11 protein-coding genes and 2 tRNA genes are annotated in these 23912 nt (G+C 35.7%); 9 read left to right on the plus strand and 4 right to left on the minus strand.

Features of this window, described 5'->3' with window-relative positions; genetic code table 11:
* The 3 genes from HMPREF1320_RS06155 to HMPREF1320_RS06175 all read right to left on the minus strand — a co-directional run.
* Positions 1-400, minus strand: a 400-nt coding sequence (locus tag HMPREF1320_RS06155) for a helix-turn-helix domain-containing protein (RefSeq protein WP_009417903.1), incomplete at its 3' end; no start/stop codon positions are given.
* A gap of 525 nt (positions 401-925) precedes the next feature.
* Positions 926-2815, minus strand: a complete 1890-nt coding sequence (locus tag HMPREF1320_RS06165) for a hypothetical protein (RefSeq protein WP_009417898.1) — start codon at positions 2813-2815, stop codon at positions 926-928.
* Positions 2816-4091: 1276 nt separating this feature from the next.
* A tRNA-Ala gene (locus tag HMPREF1320_RS06175) sits at positions 4092-4165 on the minus strand.
* Between the two features lie 89 nt (positions 4166-4254).
* On the opposite strand from HMPREF1320_RS06175, the gene HMPREF1320_RS06180 reads away from it, so the two are divergent.
* The 9 genes from HMPREF1320_RS06180 (at position 4255) to HMPREF1320_RS06215 (ending at position 22849) form a co-directional block, all read left to right on the plus strand.
* Positions 4255-5022 (plus strand): enoyl-CoA hydratase/isomerase family protein, encoded by a 768-nt coding sequence (locus tag HMPREF1320_RS06180; protein WP_009417901.1) that lies wholly within the window; start codon positions 4255-4257, stop codon positions 5020-5022.
* Positions 5019-6128: an alanine racemase gene (gene alr, locus HMPREF1320_RS06185; protein ID WP_009417891.1), complete on the plus strand. Its 1110-nt coding sequence runs from the start codon at positions 5019-5021 to the stop codon at positions 6126-6128. Before HMPREF1320_RS06180 ends, alr begins: the two co-directional genes overlap by 4 nt.
* Before the next feature lie 70 nt (positions 6129-6198).
* Positions 6199-6271 (plus strand) — tRNA-Met (locus HMPREF1320_RS06190).
* 486 nt (positions 6272-6757) lie between these two features.
* Positions 6758-18634: a T9SS type B sorting domain-containing protein gene (locus HMPREF1320_RS06195; protein ID WP_009417897.1), complete on the plus strand. Its 11877-nt coding sequence runs from the start codon at positions 6758-6760 to the stop codon at positions 18632-18634.
* A 376-nt stretch (positions 18635-19010) separates the two neighbouring features.
* A complete protein-coding gene (locus tag HMPREF1320_RS06200; protein ID WP_009417894.1) occupies positions 19011-19466 on the plus strand; it encodes a hypothetical protein in 456 nt (151 codons plus the stop codon).
* 1 nt (position 19467) lies between these two features.
* Positions 19468-19917 carry a hypothetical protein gene (locus HMPREF1320_RS06205; protein WP_009417893.1) on the plus strand — a complete coding sequence of 150 codons (450 nt, stop codon included), beginning with the start codon at positions 19468-19470 and terminating at the stop codon, positions 19915-19917.
* A gap of 121 nt (positions 19918-20038) precedes the next feature.
* Positions 20039-20521: a hypothetical protein gene (locus HMPREF1320_RS06210; RefSeq protein ID WP_009417902.1), complete on the plus strand. Its 483-nt coding sequence runs from the start codon at positions 20039-20041 to the stop codon at positions 20519-20521.
* Between the two features lie 5 nt (positions 20522-20526).
* Positions 20527-20676 (plus strand): hypothetical protein, encoded by a 150-nt coding sequence (locus HMPREF1320_RS11480; RefSeq protein WP_009417900.1) that lies wholly within the window; start codon positions 20527-20529, stop codon positions 20674-20676.
* A gap of 19 nt (positions 20677-20695) precedes the next feature.
* Positions 20696-22849: a S8 family serine peptidase gene (locus HMPREF1320_RS06215; protein WP_232207533.1), complete on the plus strand. Its 2154-nt coding sequence runs from the start codon at positions 20696-20698 to the stop codon at positions 22847-22849.
* A gap of 215 nt (positions 22850-23064) precedes the next feature.
* Here the strand turns inward: HMPREF1320_RS06215 and HMPREF1320_RS06220 are convergent, their stop codons facing one another.
* Entirely contained in the window at positions 23065-23388 is a 324-nt protein-coding gene (locus tag HMPREF1320_RS06220) for a hypothetical protein (RefSeq protein WP_009410227.1), read from the minus strand.
* Positions 23389-23912: the final 524 nt, after the last annotated feature.

Raw genomic sequence — 23912 nt, forward strand, 5'->3', positions numbered from 1 at the left:
GACGAGTGTGTTTGTATAGTTCGCCTCCGTTTTCTTTGTCTTGGTGAATGAATTTATAGATAGTTGTTTTTCCAACCATTGGTATTCTATTTTTTTTACAATACCCTACAATTTGCTCAACAGACCACTGTTCTTCAGTGATATGCTTAATAACAAAAACTTTCATTTCTTTAGTAAATTTACGTTCTTTCCTAAAACGTTCTTTACGCTCTTCTGAGATTTCTTGAGCTACTTTTGGTCTGTATTTTCCTGTCTTTGTTTTGTTTCTTGACAGCTCTCGACTGACGGTAGAGGGATTACACTCTGCATAAAGAGCAATATCTTTTTGTTTGATTCCGCTTGCTTTTAAAGCAGAAATTACCGACCTTTGCACCAAATTTAAATGCTTATATTCTTTCATTGTCATTTACAAAGAAAAGCATTTATTTTGAAAGAGAAAAGACTTTTATAGTTTTTTCTCTTTTTTTATTTCTCAGAGGGTTTTGCCTCTAAGGGGCAACCCTCTGAAAAATAAAAGTTTTACTAAAATTTACTACTTAAAATTGCAATTATTAGTGGAACTTACACTTTTTAGGATTTGACAACAGCCCCTAATCCTCCCTACTCAAAAAGAGCAAATGGAGAAGGTTGTTTTCCTTTTGTAATACAAACAAATGAGACTTAAAGCGATGTGTCAATTTATTACTGAATGGATAGAAAAGGTAAACTGGGTTGAGATATTAGTAAGGACATCATTTTTTATACTTAACTATATTCTGAAAAGGTACAGCTCTCTTGTTTACAAGAAAAGGAAGCCTTATTCAAATGTACAAGATATAGTAAACTACCTTATGGAAGCCTCTGAGAATCTTTTTGAGAATGATAATGAGATTTACAATAATCGTTCTTGTATGTTATTTTACAGTGGATTATGTGAAAGATGTGATTATTTCAAATCAGATAAAAATATTTGCTTATGATCTTTCATAAAAAAGATTTGTTCTTCAACTCCTCGTGTATGGTTTTTAAGAAATAAGAGAACACCTTCAGGAATAATGTATCTTAAAGAAGATGTGGTAGCTTTTTGTTTGCCTAAAGATTCCCATTCTTTTTTCTCAGGAGAGAAATAATAAAGTTCATATTCATCGCCTAATCTTATGAAATTATCATCATTACGAGGTACGTATACAACACTGGTTATATTTTCTTTTTCTCCAAAATCAAAGGTTATAGCGTCTCCATTGGCTCTTGATAAAAAATAAGTAAGAGGGTCGTTGTCAAAACAATTCTTAATGTCCATTTCAGGGACATCATAAAAAGAAGCTCCTGAAAGTATCTTTTTAGGTATAAGCTCTTTTTCAGCAGAAAAGAAATGTAATTCAGCTAATTCTAAGGGTACATCGGCACTAGCTTTGAACTTTACAAAGCGGTAGGCATTTTTGCTATGAAAGTCCTTTTTATTATAAGCTACAGAAGGAGTATCAATGAGCATTAGCCTTTCTGAAGTAGCAAAATAAGCCGAGTTGCTACCTTCAATAGTTGCATTTACTACTCTCAATAAACGGTTTTTATTCCACTCAAAAAGAGGATATTTACGGGTTATTTTTTCATTAGACACACTTCCTGTCTTCTCGAAGTATTTTATTTGATTGTTTTTAAATAAGAAAGGGGTAGAAATACAAGAAAATTTATCTTTAAAAGATGCTAAGAGGTAAATGTTATTGTCTTCTATATTTTTGAAAATCAAGCTGTCTTTAGCGTAAGTAGGTATGTCTATGGGTACAAATTGTCCGTGAATAATACAACCAAGATAAATAGGAGCTTTTTGTACCCATTTAGCATTTTTAATTTTAATAGAAGTACCAAAATACTCACTGCTAACATTTATACAATTGGAAGGTAATCTCAATACCGAAAGTACTTCATCAGGCTTTCTTTCAGAATAAGTAAGTCTGTAAATTTTGCAAGCTTTCCTCCCATCAGTTTTTTTTATATTTCTCTCTGCCCAAAGTTCATCATTAAAAAAGAAAGAAACTCCTTGTTTGGTTTGGGTATCTATGACTACATTCCAACTATGGTTATTGGCAGTTTCAGGGGAAATTTTATAAAAATCATAAGAAACGGGAAGTCCTAAAGCTCTTAAGATATATATGGAAAGATTACATATATCGGCACATTTTCCTATACGATTGTTTAACAAGAATAAAGGAGCTTCGGGCGATGTTTGTGGAATATGTGTGTAAAGGAAGCCTTCTTGTTTTAGATATTTGCAAACTACATTTACAGCTTCTACTACATCATCACCTTTATAAACAGAATCTAACAGAAAAGCATAACGCTTGTAGTAACTTTCACGCCAATCTTCAATAGGCTCTTGTGATATGCGGTAAGGGAGTACATATTCACAAAATTCATTAAATGAATATTTTTTAGCCCAAGTACGTTTGTTCCAAACCTCAAAAGCTAGATCTATATTTTTTATCAAGTAGTTTGCTGTTATGTATTCAATATCTTTTTGAAATGAAAAATTTTGTATATTTTCTTCTGCTTCTTTCAAGGATGTTTCATCGAGAAATCCTTGAACAATAGCTTCTTTCTTTATTTGATGGATTTTCTTTCTTTCAGGATAATACACACTACCTTTGTAAGTCATATTCTTTATTAAGAAAACAGCTGCTTTTAGTTTTAAAGAATCATTTTGATAATGCTCTAAAACTTTTAGAAGTTCCTTTTTGTTTTCTTTTGCCGCTATTAAGGCCTCATTTAGTTCATTATCAGCAATACCCTTGCAGGCTACCAATAATAATGTATAAAATAGAAAATAAATGTTTTTCATAGTTTTTTTTAATAATTGATTAGAAAAGTATAAGTGTTTTTGCTTTCTTAAGAAAAAAAATCTCGTGGAAATTTCTCTAGCAAAGATTACCTAAATAATCGTTCCTATAAAACCTTTTCTACAAAGAGCTGATCGATACAATTAGAGGGCAAAACTCGTAAAAGAAATATCATTATCTTCAAAGCGTTTGCTCTTTCCTAATGAATAGCTTCCTTGTCTATACCCAAGATAATTGCCCTTAAAGAGTTCCAAAGCCTCTTGTGAGGAATCGACCCTTGCCTCGATGCTAGGTTATTGTGACATAGTACTATTTAGTGAAAAGGTTTTATTACAATCATCTTGCAAAGAAAAGTATCCCATCAACATAGGTATAACAAATCAGCATAGGTATAACAAATATAATACAATCTTTCTATTATTCTTCGAGATAACAAATTATATAAAAGTTATAATTGTAATGGTTATAGAATGATATACACACTGCGAGAAAAAGAAAGGCTAAGGTTTAGCACAAGAGCAACAATTATGACATAACACACTATCTTATTTTTTGCTTACTGTAACATAACTATAACATAATATACAAGAGAAAAAGCAAAAAACGAATAGTATACATTAGAAATCAATCCAAAGGGAGGAATTGTCTGAAATTATGATAAGGAATACCCGTTTTACACTATGGATTGTATTTCTTAAAATCAAAAAATACAGAGAAAACACATTCATCATCACGATAACCTACAACCCTATACAAAAGACTTATAAGGAGCATTTCTCTTTTTTGAAAAAGATTTCTCACTATGTAGAAAGAGATTATTTCTATTCCTTAAAAGGCTACAATAAACACAGCTTTTTAAAGAGCTACTGATTTTTAAAGGGCTACTGAAAAAAAGCTGAGTACTTTATCCCCATTGCTATGAGTATCACTGAATCAAAAAACGTTGAGGTAAACTTTTTGGTAGTTTCATTGGTGAGTCTCTTCATTCGTATATTATAGTTTGAAATGTATTAGTTTGGAAATAACAAATAGTACATATGGTCGTCTACAAACACTATAAACATTGGACTGACTAAGCAAATATTGTATATCTCTAAAATCAGGCAGTACACCACCACATAGAAAGATTTGTAAATACCATTGCTAACTACTAGGGTACTCTTACACAAAATGATAAAGCAATTGTGGTAAAAGGTATAAGAAATAGAATACTATAAATGCATTAGAAATTGCAAAATAAATTATAGTCTAAAACGCTAAAAAAAATAATGTTTATTGTGGAGAAGATGGGGCTCGAACCCACGACCTTTTGGCTGCCAGCCAAACGCTCTAGCCAACTGAGCTACATCCCCGTTTGTGAGCGCAAAGGTAAAATATTTTTTCTAATTACCAAACCTATTTGCGAAAAAAGTTATACTTTTGCCATAAATTTATAATAACAATGACTGATAGATTGCAAGGTTCGTTGTATACGAAAATAGATAAAAAACTGGCTGTTACTACTTTTGGACATCCTAATGCGAACGCTTTCCCTTTGGAGTTGCTAAACAGACTTACCAAAGAAATTGATGCGCTTTCTGAAAATGAAGAAGTAAGCATTATACTTCTCAAGAGTGAAGGAGATAGGGCTTTTTGCGCAGGAGCTTCTTTTGACGAGCTCTTAGCCGTTAGCAATAAAGAAGAAGGAAAACGTTTCTTTGAGGGCTTTGCGCATCTTTTTTTGGCGATGCGTCGCTGTAAAAAACTTATTATTGGACGTGCTCAAGGCAAGGCTGTTGGCGGAGGAGTGGGCTTACTCGCTACCTTAGACTATGTGTTTGCTACCGAAGCAGCGAGTATCAAGCTATCGGAACTTTCACTGGGCATAGGTCCTTTTGTGATTGCTCCTGCAATCTTACGTAAAGCCGGACAAGCAACGCTCAACGAGCTTTTTATGGCTCCTGACCAATGGAAAAGTGCTTATTGGGCTCAACAGAAAGGGTTGATTGCTCGCGTGTTCGAAAATACAAAAGATATGGACGAAGCAATAGACCATTTTATAGATACGCTTCTGAAATCCAACCCAGTAGCTTTGTCGGAAATGAAACGCATCACTTGGCAACACACTGAGCATTGGGAACAAGAGCTCATAAATAACGCAGCTATTTCAGGAAAATTAGTACTTTCAGAGCAAACAAGATTAATGTTAGAAAAATTGAAGAATAAATGAAAACAGAAGAAACCGTTTTAGAAATTAACCTTACCGCCTTAGAAAAAAACGTTCTTTACTTAAAAAGCCGACTCAAACCTACAACTTTGTTTTTGGGAGTGGTAAAAGCTTCCTCTTATGGGAATAATTCGGTGCCTATAGCTTTACATTTGCAAAAGAAAGGATTGGCGAATTACTTTGCAGTTGCCTACACTTCCGAAGGTAAAGCTTTGAGAGAAGCAGGTATTACACTTCCTATATTGGTGTTACACCCACAACCTATTAATTTTGATGATATTGTAAAATATCAATTAGAACCGACATTATATTCACAGCGTATTACAAAGCTATTCTTGGAGTATGCTGAGAAACACCATTTGGTAAAATATCCTGTGCACCTTAAATGTAACACAGGGCTTAATCGCTTGGGGTTTGATTTAAATGAAATAGACCAAGAGCTCACTTTGTTAAAAAATAATACTACGGTGACAGTGAAAACGGCTTATTCTCATTTAGCGGCTTCAGAGGATATGAATGAGAAAGAGTTTACTGAAAATCAGATTAAGACTTTTATTACTTTCCAAGAAAAGATAAACAAAACCTTCTCTCATAAAGTAATTTACCACCAGTGTAATACATCAGGCATACTGAATTATGCCCACGCTCAGTTTGATATGGTGCGTTGTGGTATAGGAATGTACGGCTTTGCCAATGACGCTCAGCTACAACAATATCTTACGCCTATTATGACTCTCAAAAGCGTTATCTCACAAATACACACTTTGCAAGTAGGTGATAGTTTAGGCTATAATCGCGGTTACATTGCTGACCATATTACTAAAACAGCCACTATACCAGTAGGTCACGCTGATGGAATCAACCGTATTTACGGTAAGGGGAAAGGCTTTGTATTTATCAATGGGAAGAAGGCGCCTATTATAGGTAATGTGTGTATGGATATGATATTGGTAGACGTTACTAATATTCCTTGTGAAGAGGGAGGAGAGGTAATTGTATTTGATAAAGACCATACAGCTGAGACATTAGCGGAATCGGCAGGTACAATTTCGTATGAACTTATTACCTCTATGGCGCACAGAATCAAGAGAGTATATATAGAAGAGTGAAAAGTGTAAAAAATAATACCTGAAAAATTTTGGTATATAAAAAAAAGGTTGTACTTTTGCACCCAGAAATCGCGGGATAGAGCAGTAGGTAGCTCGTCGGGCTCATAACCCGAAGGTCACTGGTTCGAGTCCAGTTCCCGCTACAAAATAGGCGTAATTAGTCTGGTTTAAAGACTAATTACGCCTAACTTCTTAAAATAAGTGTATCGGATTTGTGGCTATTTTCCTGCACGAGGAAGGTAGCCGTAAATAGAAAACATCTCTTCACTTTTTATGTAAAGTAATTTAGCAATATTTAATTTAACGCTATAGATATTTTTAATGTGCCTTATATTATCTGTTAGATAAAATATTATTGAAATCGTATTTTATTTCTGCAAAAAGAAAAGTTTTTACAACTTAAAAAACATCTAAAATGCATTTGGGTAAAACTTTAACAAGACTTTAACATAGTGTAAAATATTGGAAATGAAAAACCTATATTTTTTTTGATTTAAAAACGTAAAAATATATACTTTAATGATGTGTAATTAAAAAAAAAAGATTACTTTTGTCGCACTAACTCTGTATACATAATATACATATTAGTTTTAAGAATAGCAGTTTTATATACCATAGTTTAATAACTAATGATAATGAAAAAGTTTTTATCAGCAATTTTGTTTTTGATGTTCGCAGGAGTTGCGTCAGCTCAATGTATAGACATAAAAGTAACGCCTACGGCGGGTACTTGTTACTCCGATGCACAGCTAAAGGTAGAGGCAAAGCCAGTATCACCTCTTCCTTCGGGTTGTCCTGCGCCTGGTAGTGAAGGTTATTTTGTACGCTTAGAAGGTTACGGTACTGATTCAGGTTTGGAGAGAATGGCAGGAGGTACCTCAGGACAATATACTTTTACTAGTTTAAATCCTGGTAACTATACGGTAACAGTATATGATGCAAAAAACGGAAACTCTGAAGCTAAAAGCGTAAAGGTTATTTCTAGCTATAAGATAATGAATATCCAGAACTTGCAGGCTTTAGCTCCTACTTGTGGAAAGGATAATGGAGGAGTAAGATTCCGAATACCTAGTGGAGGAATTGGTCCTTTTGAGGTAACTTTACTTGATATGAATGACCAAGTACTTGTTCCTGCACAAAGTTTTACTCGCCCTATAGGTAATAATTATATAGAAGTAAGAGGTAATGCGGGGCATAGAATTCCTCAGAATAGTACTATAAAAGTACAAATAAGAGATATTACAAATGTACACAATGATTGTGGGGAAACACGTCGTTTTCCGAATATACAGATACCTGCTGATACAAAGAATTTTGATTGTATTGAGATAAAAACAAATAAGCGTTATCTCACCAGATTGAGAATAAACTGCGATAGGTTTAAGATTAAAATTGAACTTGTTGATAAGGAAAAAGGAGCTGTTTTGCCCGCTTATGCGAGTAGAGAAGTACTTAGAGATCATTTTAATCAGCAGGGAAATGCAGAAATACGCATTTTAAGCCGTCGCTATAAAAAAATACAACTTAAGTATGATGGAAATACCTCTGTAGAAGTAGATACACACGAGCTGCGTAAAGGTGATGAAATACAGATTACTATAAAAGGACCTAAAAATACTATTGTAGAAAGAGTTAAATTGGACGACAACCAAGTAGCAACACCTTCTTGTCCTTCTTCAGAAGTACTAAATACAAGCAATCGTTCATATGAACGACATAAAGTAGGTACTTGTGGAGCTATTGAAAAACTATTACAGTTTTTTTATGAAATAAAATATTATGATAATAGAAAATTACCTAATTTAAATGGAGGAACTTACGATTATCGTGTAGAATGGCCTAGTGAGCAAAAGATACAAAACTTTAAATTAGAGCGAAGTACTAGTGGTACCTCGGCAGGTCCTTGGGTAAATGTTCCTTTAGAAGAGGGTACAGTAGGGGCAAGTTCAGGAAAAGCTCAGTGGACAACAACTCCTTATTATAATGGGCTTGTTACTTTAAGCGGAGGTACAGGAGAAGGACTTTACCGCCTTACTTATACTGACCCGTCTACTTGTAAAGGTACTTGTACTTCGGAAGTAAAGGTAATATACAATAAAGAAACATCTCCTAATCCGATTGATAAAATTTGGGAAAACTTACGTCCAGCTGGTTATGGTTCTTATGAGGGAACAGGAGCTTTTCTATTCCAGAATTTAGGTAGTGGTTTTTACTACCCATTAAAATTTAAGATAGCTCCTGTAGATGGTACAAAATCGGTAACTTATCAAGGTAAGATTAGTTGGTCGGCTACTGTTACACGTACCATTACCTATCCAATAGAATATACGATGCCTTCTAGTCGTTCATTGGGTTATACCAATTTGCCTTCTGGCAATTACAGAATTACTGTTACTGATGTTTGTAATAATACAACTACAAAAGATATTTTCTTACCCGCAACTCGTTATACTCCTAAATTAGAATATGAACGTGATTGTGAAATAGGACAGATAAACTATGATTTAGGTCGTTCTGTATATAATAATTCTCTTTCAGAAAGAGTTTATTTAGAAAAAGAAGTACAAGACGCTAATGGTAGACGTAGTTGGGAACCTGTAAAAGTAGATGGTACTAATACTTATAAAACAGGACATAGAGGGACTTTTTCAAACCTATTACCAGGAAAATATAGGGTATATCCTGATATTTACCAAGGTTATAAATTTAGAAGCTTTGGTTTTATTCCTGGTAGTTCTGGTAATTATACTTCTTTTGATTTAAGAGATCCCACTACTCCATATATAGGAGATAGTAAAGATTATGGAGAGATTACTATAGGAGATGTGGTGAAATTAAATCCTGTTTTAAACCCTGCAGTATGTAATAGTGGTAGCAACACTGGTATGATTTCAGTAGATTTAACAGGACAGCAAGTGGCTTTCCCTGTTGCCTATGAGCTGTACTCTAAACCGAGTGCTACTTCTACTCAAACTACTTTTGTAAAAAAAGCAACTTACCAGCAGTCACAAAACCAATATTATCATATTTTCTCTAATTTACCTATGGGGCATTATATGGTGAGGACTATTCACCGTTGCCAAACAGTAAATAAAGATATAGAGATAAATAGTACTGGTGATTTTGATCCTTATTTATTAGTAGATAAATCAGGATTATGCGAAACTAATACAGTTAAAGTATTTCTTGGAGTATCAGGACATCTTTTTGATATCCGATGGTTTAAGCTTGATGCTAATGGACAAAAAACTACTTCGTCTCCACTTCAATCGGGACCTTCATTCTCTGAGGATATTACGACCACTACTCACTATTTGGCTGAATATAACTTGAAGCCAGGTATAGGTTGTGGTAATGCTAAAGTATACACTAAATCTACTACTGTACAGGTGGCTTCAGGAAGTGATGCCATTAAGTTTAGAAGACCTTGTCCTAATGATATTACAGTTTTTGCTGATCAGGGAGCCTGTGGTAAATCGGTAAATTGGCAAGAACCTTCGGCTTATAACACTTGTAGTGGTACTATCACTACTACAAAGAGCCATACACCTCCATATTATTTCAATATAGGAGTTCATACCGTTACCTATGCGTTTTCTGATGTAAAGGGAAATACCATTAGTTGTTCTTTCACTGTAACAGTGAAATCTAACGCTACTAAACTAAAATCGAGTCATCGTTATACTGATACTTCTGGAAATACTATCACTCAGTTGACCCCTAATCAGGAGTTCTTCTATGTACTTACTTATCAGAACGACGGTTTAGAAAATATCAATAAAGCAACTATAAATGTAAAACTTCCTGCTAATACTACCGTAGTTACTAATGGTAACCCTGACCTTAATGGGGCAGGTGATGGCACAGTGAATAATCCTTTTCCTCAAAGTAGCTATAATAATGCTACTAAGAGCTATCAGTTTGTGATAGGAGGTACAGCAGGAGGCGTACAATTGCAATCTACGCTTAAAGCAGGAGACCCTGTCCGTACAATACGTATTCCTCTTAAACTTGTAGGCGATTGTAATGACTTTTTAAAACCTTGTGAGAACTTCTTGAAGACGTCTATGAATATAGACTACGAAGGAGGAGCAGCAGGTTGTACGGGAAATCAACAAACGGAAGCAGGTACTAAAACAATCACCATAAATACAACGGATTGCAATCGTCAGGAAGTGTTCTGTGGTACTGGAGCGATGACTTTTGAAGCTGTAGGAGGCTTTACAAGTTATCAATGGTATAAGAATGGAAGCCTCATACCAGGAGAAACAAAACAATCAATTGTTGCTAATTCACCAGGTGTTTATAAAGTAGAGAAAACGAATTTTTGTGAAGGAGTTTCAGTAGTAACAGTAGAAACTATCAACTATCAAGGTATTTCACCTACTACCGACCCTATTCGCGCACAAGCTCAGAATATAGGGGTAACTTGTCCTGGTGATGGTAGTTGGACAAGCCACTTCTACTTCTGTCAAGGAGGAAGTAAGAATATTACGGTAAGCTATAAAAACACTGCTTTTGAATGGCAACAATGGAGTGGAGGCTGTACAGAAACTTCTCCTGATTGTCGTAATACCGATGATAATTGTTGGAATCCGGTACATTCTAACGCTACTTTTACAGCTAATAGTGCCGGTAAATATCGTTTACACTTGAAAGATTGTAATGAAAACTTCTATTTTGAAGTATTTACAGCAGGATTAAGTGGTAACCTTACTGATAAGATTGATGAAACAAACTATTCACAAGGTTCAGTGAGATTAACTCTTAGCACCAGTGGTGTAAACTATAAGGTAGAAATCTACAAAGGAGGTGTACTTCTAAGAACTGACAATATCAATACAAATGATTACCGCATTCCTAACTTGCCACAAGGTACTTATGATATTAAAGTTACTTCAGTGCAAATACCAGGTTGTGAGTATAATGGTAATGTAACGATAGATAAACTCACCGAGATGACAATGACTGCTGCCTTCAAAGGTTGGAAAGATTGTAACACTGCTAAGTTACAACTTAAAGCTGAAGGTGGTAAACCTACTTATCGTTTCTATATTTGGAGTATCAATGGAGTACAACAATTTGCTGACGAACAAACGGCAATTGCTTCTACTTCACCTATTGCATTACAGTTAGGACACCAAACAAACGTAGATGTAGATGTGCCAAATATTACCCAAGTAGGAGAATATGTATTTATAGTAGGAGATATGGATAATGGTAAGTTTGCTTTGTCTAACAAGGTAACGATTACACCACCAGATCCACATAGCTATACCTTGTCGGTAACTCAAGAAATTGAGTGTGAAAGCAATCCTAATAGTGGACACATCAATATGATATTCCCAGCAGGTAGCCAACACCAAAATCGTACTATTAACTTGTATAAGTTAGATAGTAATGGTAATCGCATCACACCTGCTTTCAAGACAAGTTCAGGAGGATTATTTACTGGTTTGCCCGCAGGAAGCTATGAGATAGAAATGAAATCGAATGTAGGGGGTAATATATGTACTTACAGTCAGAAACCTATTGTAATTGCCCCTACTAAAGACCCTCTTAGAGCTTTTGCAGGAGTAGTAGCCGATAAAGATTGCGATGCAAGTAATCAATATAAAATAGCGGTAAACAATGTTGCAGGAGGCACACCTCCTTACCGTTATAGTTTTGATGGAGAAACTACTTATGGAACCAACAACGTTGGCTTTATGGGAGGTTCTGGTAATGTGTATGTAAAAGATAGCAAGGATTGCCGTATTGTTATCCCTGTGAATATTGTTGCACAAACCGTACCGACTCTTACCGTTGCCAACCCTATTACCTATCGTTGTGATAATGGTTATGGAATGGTAACTGTAACGATTGCTTCAACTACTAGTCAAACTTATGAATACAGTATAGATGGTAGTGGTAAAACAGCTATCGCAGGTAATACTTTCAGTAGATGGTTAGCGCCAGGTACGCACTCTATTACTGTGTACTATAAGACTTTGAATACAGCTACTACGCCTAATGTACTATACGTAGAAGATTTTGGCAAAGGTGCTAATGAGTGCTTATCAGGAGCCACTACAGGTTTAGTATGTAAGACTGATGGTGACTTAGCTGATGGTAATTATGTAGTTACTAAACAAGTAGGAACTAATGCCTCTTGGGTACCATCGCCTACTGACCCTTCGGGAGGACGTTATTTGGCTATTGCAGGAAATGGTAGTAGCGAATTAGTGTATGAAAAACGCATTACAGGAGCAACTGCTCTTACTCCTATAACTGTAAGTTTTGATGCCTTGAATCTTATTTCAAGTGCCTCAGGAGTAGCACCTCGTTTCAGTGTAGAATTACACAAGAGTGATGGAGCACTGCTTCGTGGCAAGAATGTAGGCACTGTGAATGCTACAAGCTGGAAGAATGTAAGTGTTACCTTTACCGAAGCTGAATTGACAGGTCTTACCGATGGTACTCTTATCGTTAAGATTGTAAATACAGCGGCTGCAAGTTATGGTAACTTAGGCAATGATTATGCTGTGGATAATATTAAAGTAGCGCAAGCTACACAATATTGTGCTTCACAAGTTTCTCAATTAGTGAATATTGAGAAATTCAAGCAAATGCGTATTGAGAAATATGGTGCTGAGAAGAATGTAAGCTGTAAAGGAGCTAGTGACGGACAAGTGCGTATTAGAGTAATAAATCCAGCTTCTAATACTGTTAAATATTCTATTGATCCTTATCAAGCGGTTTGGACTACGACTACCCTTGATGCACAAGGAGTCTTTACTATTACAGGATTAAGTGCTACTCAAAACGGTGTAGTAGCTGTACAAGATGCTAATAATCCAAACTGTATTACTACCTTACAAACGGGTTACAAGATAGGAGAACCTACTTCTATTGTACCTACTGCCGTAGTAATGGAGAAAATAACTTGTTACAATGGAGGAAAGGCTAAAGTAAAAGTATCGGCTACGGGAGGTACACCAGGTTATCAGTATCAAGTGGGATTGGTAACAGGTACTTTAAGTGCTCCACAGCCAGCTGCTAAAACGCCTAACCCTTATGAGTTTAATAACCTTGTAGCAGGAACCTATAGTTTAGTAGTAACTGATGCTAATGGCTGTAAAACAGAAACTACTTTTGAGATTGAAGATAAAGCTACTATTTCAGCGACTGCCGAACCTCAATCTTACTGTTATAGAACAGGTGATGAGAAGAAAGTAGTTATTACAATGCTCAGTGGGAATGGTAATTATAAAGTACAACGTGTAGGAGGAGCTATCTATTCATTCAACACTAATAGCTATGTATATCCTGATGCTTTGCCAGCAGGAAACCATACCTTTGTTATAACCGATGGATTTGGTTGTAGTACTACTGTTACTACCCAAGTATACGACCCATTGACATTACAAGTATCGCCTACTACCCAACAGTATGCTGATTGTAAAGGAGGTAGTGTAACCTACACTCTTACAGCACAAGGCGGTATCCCTACAGCAATGAAAGAATTTAAATACAGTGTAGATAATGGTGTAACTTATACTACTATAGCTACGGCTCCTTCACAAGCTACTGTAGCAGTGAGTGTAGCCACTACTACTGTTATTAGATTCCAAGTAACTTATAAACCTGACGGAAGCGAATGTACTGCTGAACGTTACATCACTTTATTAAGCGATTCACCTCGCTTCTTGAAACCGTTCACTACTACCAAAGCTACTTGTGGAAAAGCGAATGGTTCAGTTACAATTACACCAAATGATTACTATGTAGGTACTGCTTCATATACCTTAGTGATTAAAGATACTGGAGGAACTGTACAATCAGCTACTGCTTTAGCACAAGGTAACTATGTAGCTGAATTAACTGATAATCGTGGTTGTGTGGCTACTCAAAACTTTACTATTGATGCAGTACCACAACTTACCGCTACAGCTACGGTTACCAAACAAATGGGCTGTACATCAGCAGCAGCTGATTTAGCGGCTATCACTGTAACTCTTGTTAATGGAGGAGGTACTCCACCTTTTGCAGTACATTTGAGAAATAACTTGAACGGTTATGAAAGTACACATACTTTAACCGCTTCTAATAATATGCCAACAGAGTTCACTGGTTTGGATTATGGTAATTATGATATTACCATCACTGATGCTAATAGTTGTGAAACTAAACTTAGCACTGTAATTAATCCTAATTCTAATGTAATGTCTATCACTGCTGAAACACCTACAAGTTGTACAACTACAAGTAGTATAGTTATTAAGGCAAGTAATGGCACAACATTCAGTGCAACTACTAATGCTTACTTTGCTGTATATCGCCCAGGAATTGTGAATCCACCAAATACGGCTACTGCACAACAATTGACAACCGCCAACCTCAATGGAGGAACTGATACGTGGTATAGAGGAACTGCTTCTGGTACAGGAGTAGCTGTGAAAATACCAAACTTAACACCTGGTGTTCAATATACCTTTGTGGTGTACAACATCACAACAGGTTGTAGATATACTCAACAAGCTACTATGCCAGTGCCTACGGCTTCTACATTGGGTGCTACCTTACAAGTAGCCAATGTGAAATGTGCAGGAGGTAATGACGGTACAGTAAGTTATACCTTAACAGGTTTCCAAGGTAGCACAACAGCTATTACTTGGAAGATATTCAGAGAAGATAATCACCAACAAGTAGGTGCAGGAGGAAGTGTAACAGCTCCGTTCCATAACACACAAAACACCAATAGTAACTTGCCAGCAGGCAAATACTATATTGAGTTTGCTGAAAATACAGGTTGTGTGAAAGCCTTCCCATTTGAAGTAAAACGCTCAGCGGTAGCATTACAAGTATCTACTGTAGCTACTCAGAAAGCCTCTTGTAGTACACTTGGTCAAGCGTGGTTGAATATCAAAGGAGGTACTGCAAGCTATACTTATGGTTATGTAACCGCAGGTGGAGCTTATAACCCAGCGGTAATGACAGGCACTACGCAAGCTTCTACTTACATCAACTTGCCAGCAGGTAACTGGGATGTATATGTAAGCGATGCTTATGGCTGTATACAGCACGCTGCTGTAACCATAGGAATGTTTGATGTACCAAGTATATCGGATGTTACAGCCTTGAATTGCCAAGCCTATAACAATATAACAGGTAAGATACCAGTGAGAGTGACCCTCAACCAGATAGGTCAAGGTAACCACTATTACACCTTAGATGGTAGTGCTGATCAGCCTGTGGTTTGGACAATAGCTAATCAAGCCTTTGAGGTAGAAGTAAGCCCATTAGTAAATCACACTATCGTTGTGAAAGATGTGAATGGTTGTGCTACTAGTACAACATTCAGTACTACGGCTATCATCACTGCTACGGCTACCGTGAGCAAAGTAAAAACGTGTGCTACACCTACGGCTGAAATAACCGTAGTAGCCACTGGAGGTACAGGTGTATACAGCTATACCTTAGAGCGTTTAGATAACGGTTCGTTAGCAGGTGAAATTATTAGAGAGAATGTAGCCTTGCCAGCAGGTGGTGTGGTAACTATTACCAACCCAACTGAGGCTGCTACCTACCGCATCAGTATATTTGATGCAGAAACACGCGATTGTCCCATCGTGAAAGAAGTTCAAGTGGTAGACCCAACACCTATCGACCCATCGACCATAGTAACTCAAGCTTATAACGAAAAATGTAACTTAGGTCTCACAGCTACCCCAACAGGAAGCATAGACGTAGCTATCCCTACCGACCCTGATACCTATACATTTAGAATTACAAGTGCCATAGACTTAACCGATGGTAGCAACGTAACGGTAACTACTACGCCTTCAACCGCAGGAACTCATAATGCTACCTTTACACAGCTACGAGGTACTACGCAAGGGGTAAGATACCAAATAACCGTTACTAATAGTACAGGTTGTACCGCAATGGTAGAAACAATACTTACTTCACCAGAGCCTTTGAGCTTTGATGCAGATGTTCTTTCAGCTACTCAATATGTATGTGAGGGAGGTGCAGGAATGACTACACCAAAAGTAAGTGTAGATGTAACTAAGATACGAGGAGGTATACCTCCTTATACTACTGAGTTCTTTGACGGAGCAGGTAATAGTTTAGGCACAGGTACTGAGTACACCTTAACAAACCTCAATGGAGGTAGCTTCTACGTAAGCATAAAAGACGCTTCGGGCACTTGCAGTACTAATACCGCCAGCGTAACAGTAGCTCCTGCCTTTGCTCTTACCTCAATGAGCATCACCACAACTACCTCAGTAACTTGTGTGGTAGATGAAGTGATAAATATTAGCTTAACGGTAACGCCTACTTATATAGCAGGCACTCCATTGCGCTATACTATCCGAGGTACTGATAATGGATTTGTGGCTATTACTTCTACTACTGCTACTACCCTTAGTGTACCACTTACAGGTTCAAGTGGCTTTGGTAATAGCAATTATACAATAGAAGTAATTAACGAACGTACAGGTTGTAGCATTACAGGGGTACACAGTATCAGACAACCTAATACTTTTGCGATAGAATCAACTAACCCAGTGAGAGCGATTTGCCATAACGACAATGGTTCTATCACACTCGGATTAGTGGATACAGACCTTTCTAACGGCGATCAATCAACAAATGGATATACTTATACCATTACCTCAGTGGGAGCTACAGTAGCTACTTCTACTTCGGCAACGATACCAGCAGGTACACGTAGCTTTACTGTGAACTTGAAAGGTGGTTCTTATGATATTGAAGTAACAGTGAATGGAGTAGGATGTAAAGTACCGAAAACACGCTTTACTATTCCTTCTAACCCTGCTGAGATAGAAGTGAGAGATGCTCGACAAAAAGTATCTGTCGATTGTGCTAATAAGAACGGGGTAGCAGCCTTAACAGTAGTAGGAGGTCAAGAAACCTTTACTGTAACACTTACTCCTGTAGGAGGTGGTACTCCACACGTACAAACTAATGTGAGAGCAGGTGCTCCAGGAATTGAGTTTGGTGGCTTAGACGCAGGTAGCTATATTATATCAGTAACCGATGCCTTAGGCTGTGCAACTGCTACAGGTACTTTGAGTGTGACTATTGACCCATATAGTGGTATCAATACCTCTACTATTTCAGTAACCACAACCCCAATCACTTGTATTGATGCTGATGACGGTACTCTTAAAGTAACAGGTGTAACAGGAGGAGCACGTCCTTATCACTATATTTTAGTGAGAACATCGGCAACGGGCAGTGATTTACCTGAAATAGCTACTAATGAAGGTGAAGCAACCTTTACAGGTATTAAACCAGGTACTTACCGTGTGGATATAGTAGATGCTAAGAACTGTTCAGTAACCGTAGCAGGAAGCTATACCTTTACGAATCCACAACCTATTACTGCTGATATCGATGTGACTAACTCAACCTTCTTTACTTGCTATGGTGAGAATGGAGGAAGTGTAACAGTTCACAATATCGCAGGCGGTACAGGTTCTTATACAGTAAATATCGTGAGAGCTGATAATAACCAAAAGATAGACGGACGCTCAGGAGTAACAGCAGGTTCATCAGAAACGTTCTCAGGATTAGCTCCATCACCTAAGAACACTTATTATCAAGTAGTGATACAAGATACTAATAAGTGTACGATGACTAAGACACTTAGCTTTACTGTAGAAGAGTTCCCTGATATAGCTATAAGCTATGTAGAACAAGAAGGTACTTGTGAAATGAATACGAATAACTATGTAGACCATTTGATAGTACGTTTCAGAAATACAGAAGTAGATTACTCTAAGATAACTTATAGTCTTAACGGTACGGCAAGTCGTACAGCCTTTACTCGTACGGTAGGTAATATAGCTTATATCGATAACTTTGATAGAACAACCCGCACTCAAACTATTCATATACATTACACTGCGGTAGCTCCTATCACAGGATATTGTACAACAAGCAAGACCTTTACGGTAGACCAAATCACTCCGCTTGTATTGAGTCAGGTAACCAACACTACCCTCAATACGATAGAAGTGATAGCTACAGGAGGGGTAACTAGCACAGTGAAGGGCTATACTTACTACTTCAACGGAGTAGATAGTGGCGATAACCGTATATACAAAATTAAGCATAATGACCCTGAACGAATAGATAATGGCAGACGCATTAAAATCATAGAAGTGAAGGTGGAAGATGCACAAGGTTGTGTACGTACAATGACGATAGAAAAAGAATATCTTGACATTGAAGTACCGAACTTCTTCACCCCAGATGGCGATGGAATTAACGATGTTTGGAAACCTAAAAACTTAGACAACAACGTGAATGCTCGCTTCTACATCTTCGACCGCTATGGTAGACGTGTAGCTCTGCTCAAATCAGGAGAGGGTTGGGATGGTAATTACGACGGTCGTAGCTTACCAGCTGGTGACTACTGGTATATCATTGAGGTGAACGATGAATTATACGACAAACGTGAGTTCTATGGCAACTTTACATTATACCGATAATCGTTAATAGTTTTCATAACTAAAAAGAGCTGTTCAGCAATGAACAGCTCTTTTTTATTAATTTATTATGGGAATTCAACGTAAAAAGAGTAAAGCTAAAGCCTTAAAAAATCAAACAAGTAGAAGCTTAGCTTTTTAAGACAAATTGATTAAAGAGGCTTGATTGCTTGGAGACCTTTGAGAGGAATGGAGAGTATTGGAGAACAGCAGACAAGTGTTTTGTGGATTGCTCACCTTTGCCACTGGATTTTAAGAACAATAAAAATACAGCTGTAAATCATAAAATAGATAACCCAACAAAGATTTCTGTAAAATACAATATATTATAACAAATTTTTTCGTAACTTTGTAGCATAACTTTAAAAGCAATATAACTATGAAAATCAAAACATTTTTAGCACTACTGCTATTGGTGATAGTGGGGTGCGGTTGCTCAAAAGCAGACAAGGATACTTCTCCTGAGGCTGTGATTGTAAGAGAAATTCCTCAAGAGCAACTCTTGGGAATTAATCTTGAGAAAGATACTCTAAAAGTAATCCAGAGTAGGAAAGAATTACAAGATTTGTTTCCTAATCAGAATCTAGGAGAAAGAACTATTTTTAAAGAAATAGATTTTTCTACACAGACTGTTTTATTAGGAAGTAAGTTTTTTGTTCATACTTATGGGGTGAAATCTTACGATTTTAGAAAAAAAGGGAATAATGAGTATACTCTCAAAGTTGGTCTTTCGGATACATTTTTTACTCAACCAAGAGTACTTTATTATGGTATTATAGTGAAGAAAATATCTGACAATGCTAATATAAGTTTTAACATTCAAAAAAATAATTAAAATGAAAATAAAAACATTTTTAGCACTACTGCTATTAGTAATAGCGGGGTGTGGTTGCTCAAAAGCAGACAAGGATACTTCTCCTGAGGCTGTGATTGTAAGAGAAATTCCTAAGATAACAGTTTATTTGGGTGATGAAAAATTTGGCACCTATAAAGTGATACAAAATAGAAAAACATTGGATAGTGCATTTTCTAATGTAGAATTTAGTACTCTTGAACAGTTTAAGGATATAGATTTTACAACAGAAACTCTTTTATTAGGATATGATAATTATGCTAATCAAGCTGATTTTCATTTCCAATTCGTGAAAATAAAGGCTAATAACTATAGTCTAACAGTTAAAATATCAGGATTGGCAACAAAACCTGATACTTTTCTCTATGGTATTGTTGTTAAGAAACTACCTAACAATGCTAATGTAAGTTTTAATATTCAAAAAAGTAATTAAAATGAAAAAATGTATATTACTATTAAGTTTCTTTTTGCCTATATTTTTAATAGGGCAAACTGTTAATGAGTATTTTTATTACTACAAAGTGTAACTTTTAATATTTAAAAAAGATAGAGACATGAAAACAAAAACATTTTTAGCATTATTACTATTGGTAATAGTGGGATGCGGTTGCTCAAAGACAGGAGAGATAAAACAAAAGATATCTCCTACTATAGACAAAGAAGTAGAAACATTTCTCTCTACTAAAATTTCAAATAAAGGAGAGAAGTCTAATTATTTCAATAGAATTGATAAAGATTCTATTCTTATTATCAATTCAGAAAAACAGTTGGAAGAAATATTTAATGATACAACTATTCCTATTGTTAATTTTAATAAATATTCTCTTTTGATTGGACAAAAAAAAATGCCTAATCTTTACTATACAGTGAAAAATCAGTTCATAGAAAAGGAAGGTACAAACAGTACTCTTTTTTTAGAAGTTTCACTACCCAAAGAGGGACATTATCCTGCTTTTAGTTGGCTATATTATTGGGGAATATATCCTAAAATAGATAACAACACAAGAATTTCTTTAAAAATTAACAATGAAAATTAAAAGCTATGAAAGTACAAACATTTATATTTTTAGGTATTACTTTTTTATTTAATATTGCTTTTTCTCAATATTATGATAAACAAGCTAGTGTAGTAAGTAACACCAATGGGAAAGTGACTTTACTACAAGAAGGGAGTTTTTTTTACTTTAAATAATCAAATTGTAACGGTTAAATTGCAAGATAATAAAACAATACCTTCTGATATAAAAGTTATTAGGGCAAACATATTAGGGTATTATGATATTGAAGTCCCAAATAACATATCTTATGAGGATTATATGAAATATTTAAAGTCTTTACAATTATTTAGTGTTATAGAGTATAATGCCATAGGAAAGTATAATGAAGAAATTAAAAGTAATGATTCTTCAATTGATAAACAATGGTATTTATCTCGAATAAATATATTTAATGCCTGGAAGTTTTCTTTTGGAGATGAAAACATAAAGATTGGAGTATTGGACTCAGGATTAGATTGGGCACACAAAGATATTGGTTTAGGAAGAGATTCTTATCAAAATGTTTATCTAAATCCTAATGAGGATTTATGGAAAGATAATAACAATCCTTCTACAGGGGATTATATAGATAATGACAGAAATGGCTTTATAGATGATTTAAAAGGATGGAATTTTATTACTCAGAGCAATGATGTTAGAACAACAAATAGTCACGGAACACAGGTATCAGGGATTATATCTGCAAAAACAAATAATGCAGAAGGAATTGCAGGTATTGTTGGGGGTAATAAAAAGAAAGGAGTACAAGTTATTCCTGTTTGTGTTGGAATTTTTGCTCCTGAAAGTTCTATATTAGATGATGCAATTATTTATGCTGTAAACTCAGGAGTGAGAATTATACAATTAAGTCTTTCTGTTCTCAAAACAGATGCTATTGAAAAAGCAATAGATTATGCTAAACAAAAAAATGTTTTAATAATATGCGCATCTGGAAATGATTCTTCTAACAATTTATCCTATCCATCATCAAATGAATATGTAATTGCAGTGGGAGGAATAGATAGAAATAATAGAAGAGCTCCTTTTTCTAATTATGGAAATAATTTAAGCGTTGTTGCCCCTGGAATAGATATATTTTCTACTGGTCTTAATAATACATATTTGTCAAGTGATGGAACTTCTTTTGCAGCACCTCAAGTGTCAGGAGTAGTTGCCTTAATACTCTCAGTAAATCCTGATTTAACAGTTAAACAAGTAGCTGATATCATAGAACAAACTGCACAAAAAGTAGGAGGTTATAACTACCAAAACACTTATACTCGTCCTAATGGCACTTGGAACAATGAGATGGGTTATGGGTTGGTAGATGCTTATAAGGCTTTGCAGAAAGCCACTATTGCAGGCCCTGATGAATTTTGCTTGAGAACAGATGCTACTTTTGAGTTAATAGCTCCTATCCCTAATGATGCTACTATTAAATGGGAAGATCCTGAATATAGATTGGAAATTGTTTCAGGACAAGGTACTAAAAGTTGTGTGTTTAGAGGTACCTATTGGGATGGAAATAGAACTATTAAAGCTGTTGTAACTTATAAAGATGGCACTGTAAAATCTTTTGAAAAAGAGGTTTACGTGAGATACCAAGGAAATTGGGCTAACGCTCAATATACTATCAAAAATCACCCACAATCACCTTATGGTACTCCGTGTTGTGATGGTTCCCCAAAAATAATAAAACACGTAATATTGGATGATTATATGGGAGGAGCGTCAATAAAAGTAGAGTGGAAAAATACTATTGTTTACAAAGACCCCAAGGACAATTTTGAATTTAGAGGTACAAATAGGGAAGAGGAATTTGTAGCTAAACGATATACTGCTGATCCTCTTGTTGTGGAAACGAAAATGAGATATATATCAGACTGTGGTACCCCTACAAAATGGTCTAATACTATAGCCCGCTATTACGGAGCAATACACCAAACTTCATTTAGGTCGGCTTCTGCTTATAATAGTCCCGTTAAAAGCACAAATGAAGATATTCCTGTATATGAATTTTTCACGAATAGGACTTCGACTTTGCGTGTTCAAACAGAGGATTTACAGCAATGGTTGGACGCTAAATATTCAGGAAAAGAGTTAAACGATAAAGAGCTCCAAAAAGTATTATACTACTTAAATAATCGCGATAATTTAGATAAAATTGGAGTTAAAGTATTTGACTTTTCGGGTAAGAGAATTTTACAAGGAGATTTAGATTTCGGCAAAAGCTTAGATTTTAATATGTCGAGATACGCAAAAGGATTCTATATTATCATTTATGAGTTTGGGTCTATTTCTAATGGTAAAGTTATTTATAAGCCTTAAGGTAAGTAAGTATAAGGTTTAATGAAATTTTGTTCTAAAAGAAGTGTCGCAAACGACAGATTTGAAATAAAAATTAGTTACAAATATAAAAGAAAATAGAGCTTCATTTTTTTTAAAGTCTCACACAGAGCGGATAAAAAGAGCTGTTCATTGTTGAACAGCTCTTTTTTATTAAACTCATCGTAATTGAGTTATGAATACAATAACTTGCCTATCTATTTGTTTAGTAAAATTGCTATGCAAAGTAGTGCTGAGAATATCGCTACTAAAAGGGTAGTGGGAGCAGGTACTTTTATCGCTAAAAATACTGTAAAAAGTACTAATAGCACGTTTATAGCAAGTACATAACGAAAAGTAATAGGCAGTTGTAACTGATAGTGTAAGCCATTGGCTAAACCAGCAAAAATAAGGGCTAACCCTGCACTGAAAAACCAAAAGGCTTCTGCCGAAAGTTGGTCGTATTTCTTGAAACTAAGTGCTGAATGGGCTATGCCCAATAGCATAATTCCAATAATAGCAACCGCATAGAATGTTTTCATTGGTACAAAAGTTTATAATTACTTTGCAAAGATACGAATTGAAACTGAATTAATACCATAATACCAAAAATGTCAATAAAACTGATTAATATCAGAAATGTCAGAAATACCAATAATACCCAATCAATGACGGTGTGAGGTGTGAGCCACACAGGCAGGTGTGAGCCACACAAGCGGATAAAATTAGTAAATGAGTTAATTAGCAAATTAGCAAATGGGGGTGGGGAAATAAAATAATGTAGATTTAGAGAGTTTATAGGAAGCCTTATTTAATGATTAATGGTTAATGGTTAATGGTTAATTTGGGAGAAGCTTATAGAAAGCTTATAGAAAAGACAAACAAAATATCCTCTCCCCAGCCCTCTCCCAAGGAGAGGGAGTGTAGTAACGGAAAAGTGAGACGAACAAAAGACGAACAAAAGACGAACAAAAGACGAACAAAAGACGAACAAAAGACGAACAAAAGACGAACAAAAGACGAACAAAAGACGAACAAAAGACGAACAAAAGACGAACAAAAGACG

The sequence above is a fragment of the Capnocytophaga sp. oral taxon 335 str. F0486 genome, assembly GCF_000277665.1.
GTDB classification, from domain to species: Bacteria; Bacteroidota; Bacteroidia; order Flavobacteriales; family Flavobacteriaceae; genus Capnocytophaga; species Capnocytophaga ochracea.

Excerpts from the sequence above, each read along its gene's own strand:
- HMPREF1320_RS06165 (WP_009417898.1), bottom strand. The coding sequence starts at position 2,815 with ATGAAAAACATTTATTTTCTATTTTATACATTATTATTGGTAGCCTGC.
- HMPREF1320_RS06180 (WP_009417901.1), top strand. The coding sequence starts at position 4,255 with ATGACTGATAGATTGCAAGGTTCGTTGTATACGAAAATAGATAAAAAA.
- alr (WP_009417891.1), top strand. The coding sequence starts at position 5,019 with ATGAAAACAGAAGAAACCGTTTTAGAAATTAACCTTACCGCCTTAGAA.
- HMPREF1320_RS06195 (WP_009417897.1), top strand. The coding sequence starts at position 6,758 with ATGATAATGAAAAAGTTTTTATCAGCAATTTTGTTTTTGATGTTCGCA.
- HMPREF1320_RS06200 (WP_009417894.1), top strand. The coding sequence starts at position 19,011 with ATGAAAATCAAAACATTTTTAGCACTACTGCTATTGGTGATAGTGGGG.
- HMPREF1320_RS06205 (WP_009417893.1), top strand. The coding sequence starts at position 19,468 with ATGAAAATAAAAACATTTTTAGCACTACTGCTATTAGTAATAGCGGGG.
- HMPREF1320_RS06210 (WP_009417902.1), top strand. The coding sequence starts at position 20,039 with ATGAAAACAAAAACATTTTTAGCATTATTACTATTGGTAATAGTGGGA.
- HMPREF1320_RS11480 (WP_009417900.1), top strand. The coding sequence starts at position 20,527 with ATGAAAGTACAAACATTTATATTTTTAGGTATTACTTTTTTATTTAAT.
- HMPREF1320_RS06220 (WP_009410227.1), bottom strand. The coding sequence starts at position 23,388 with ATGAAAACATTCTATGCGGTTGCTATTATTGGAATTATGCTATTGGGC.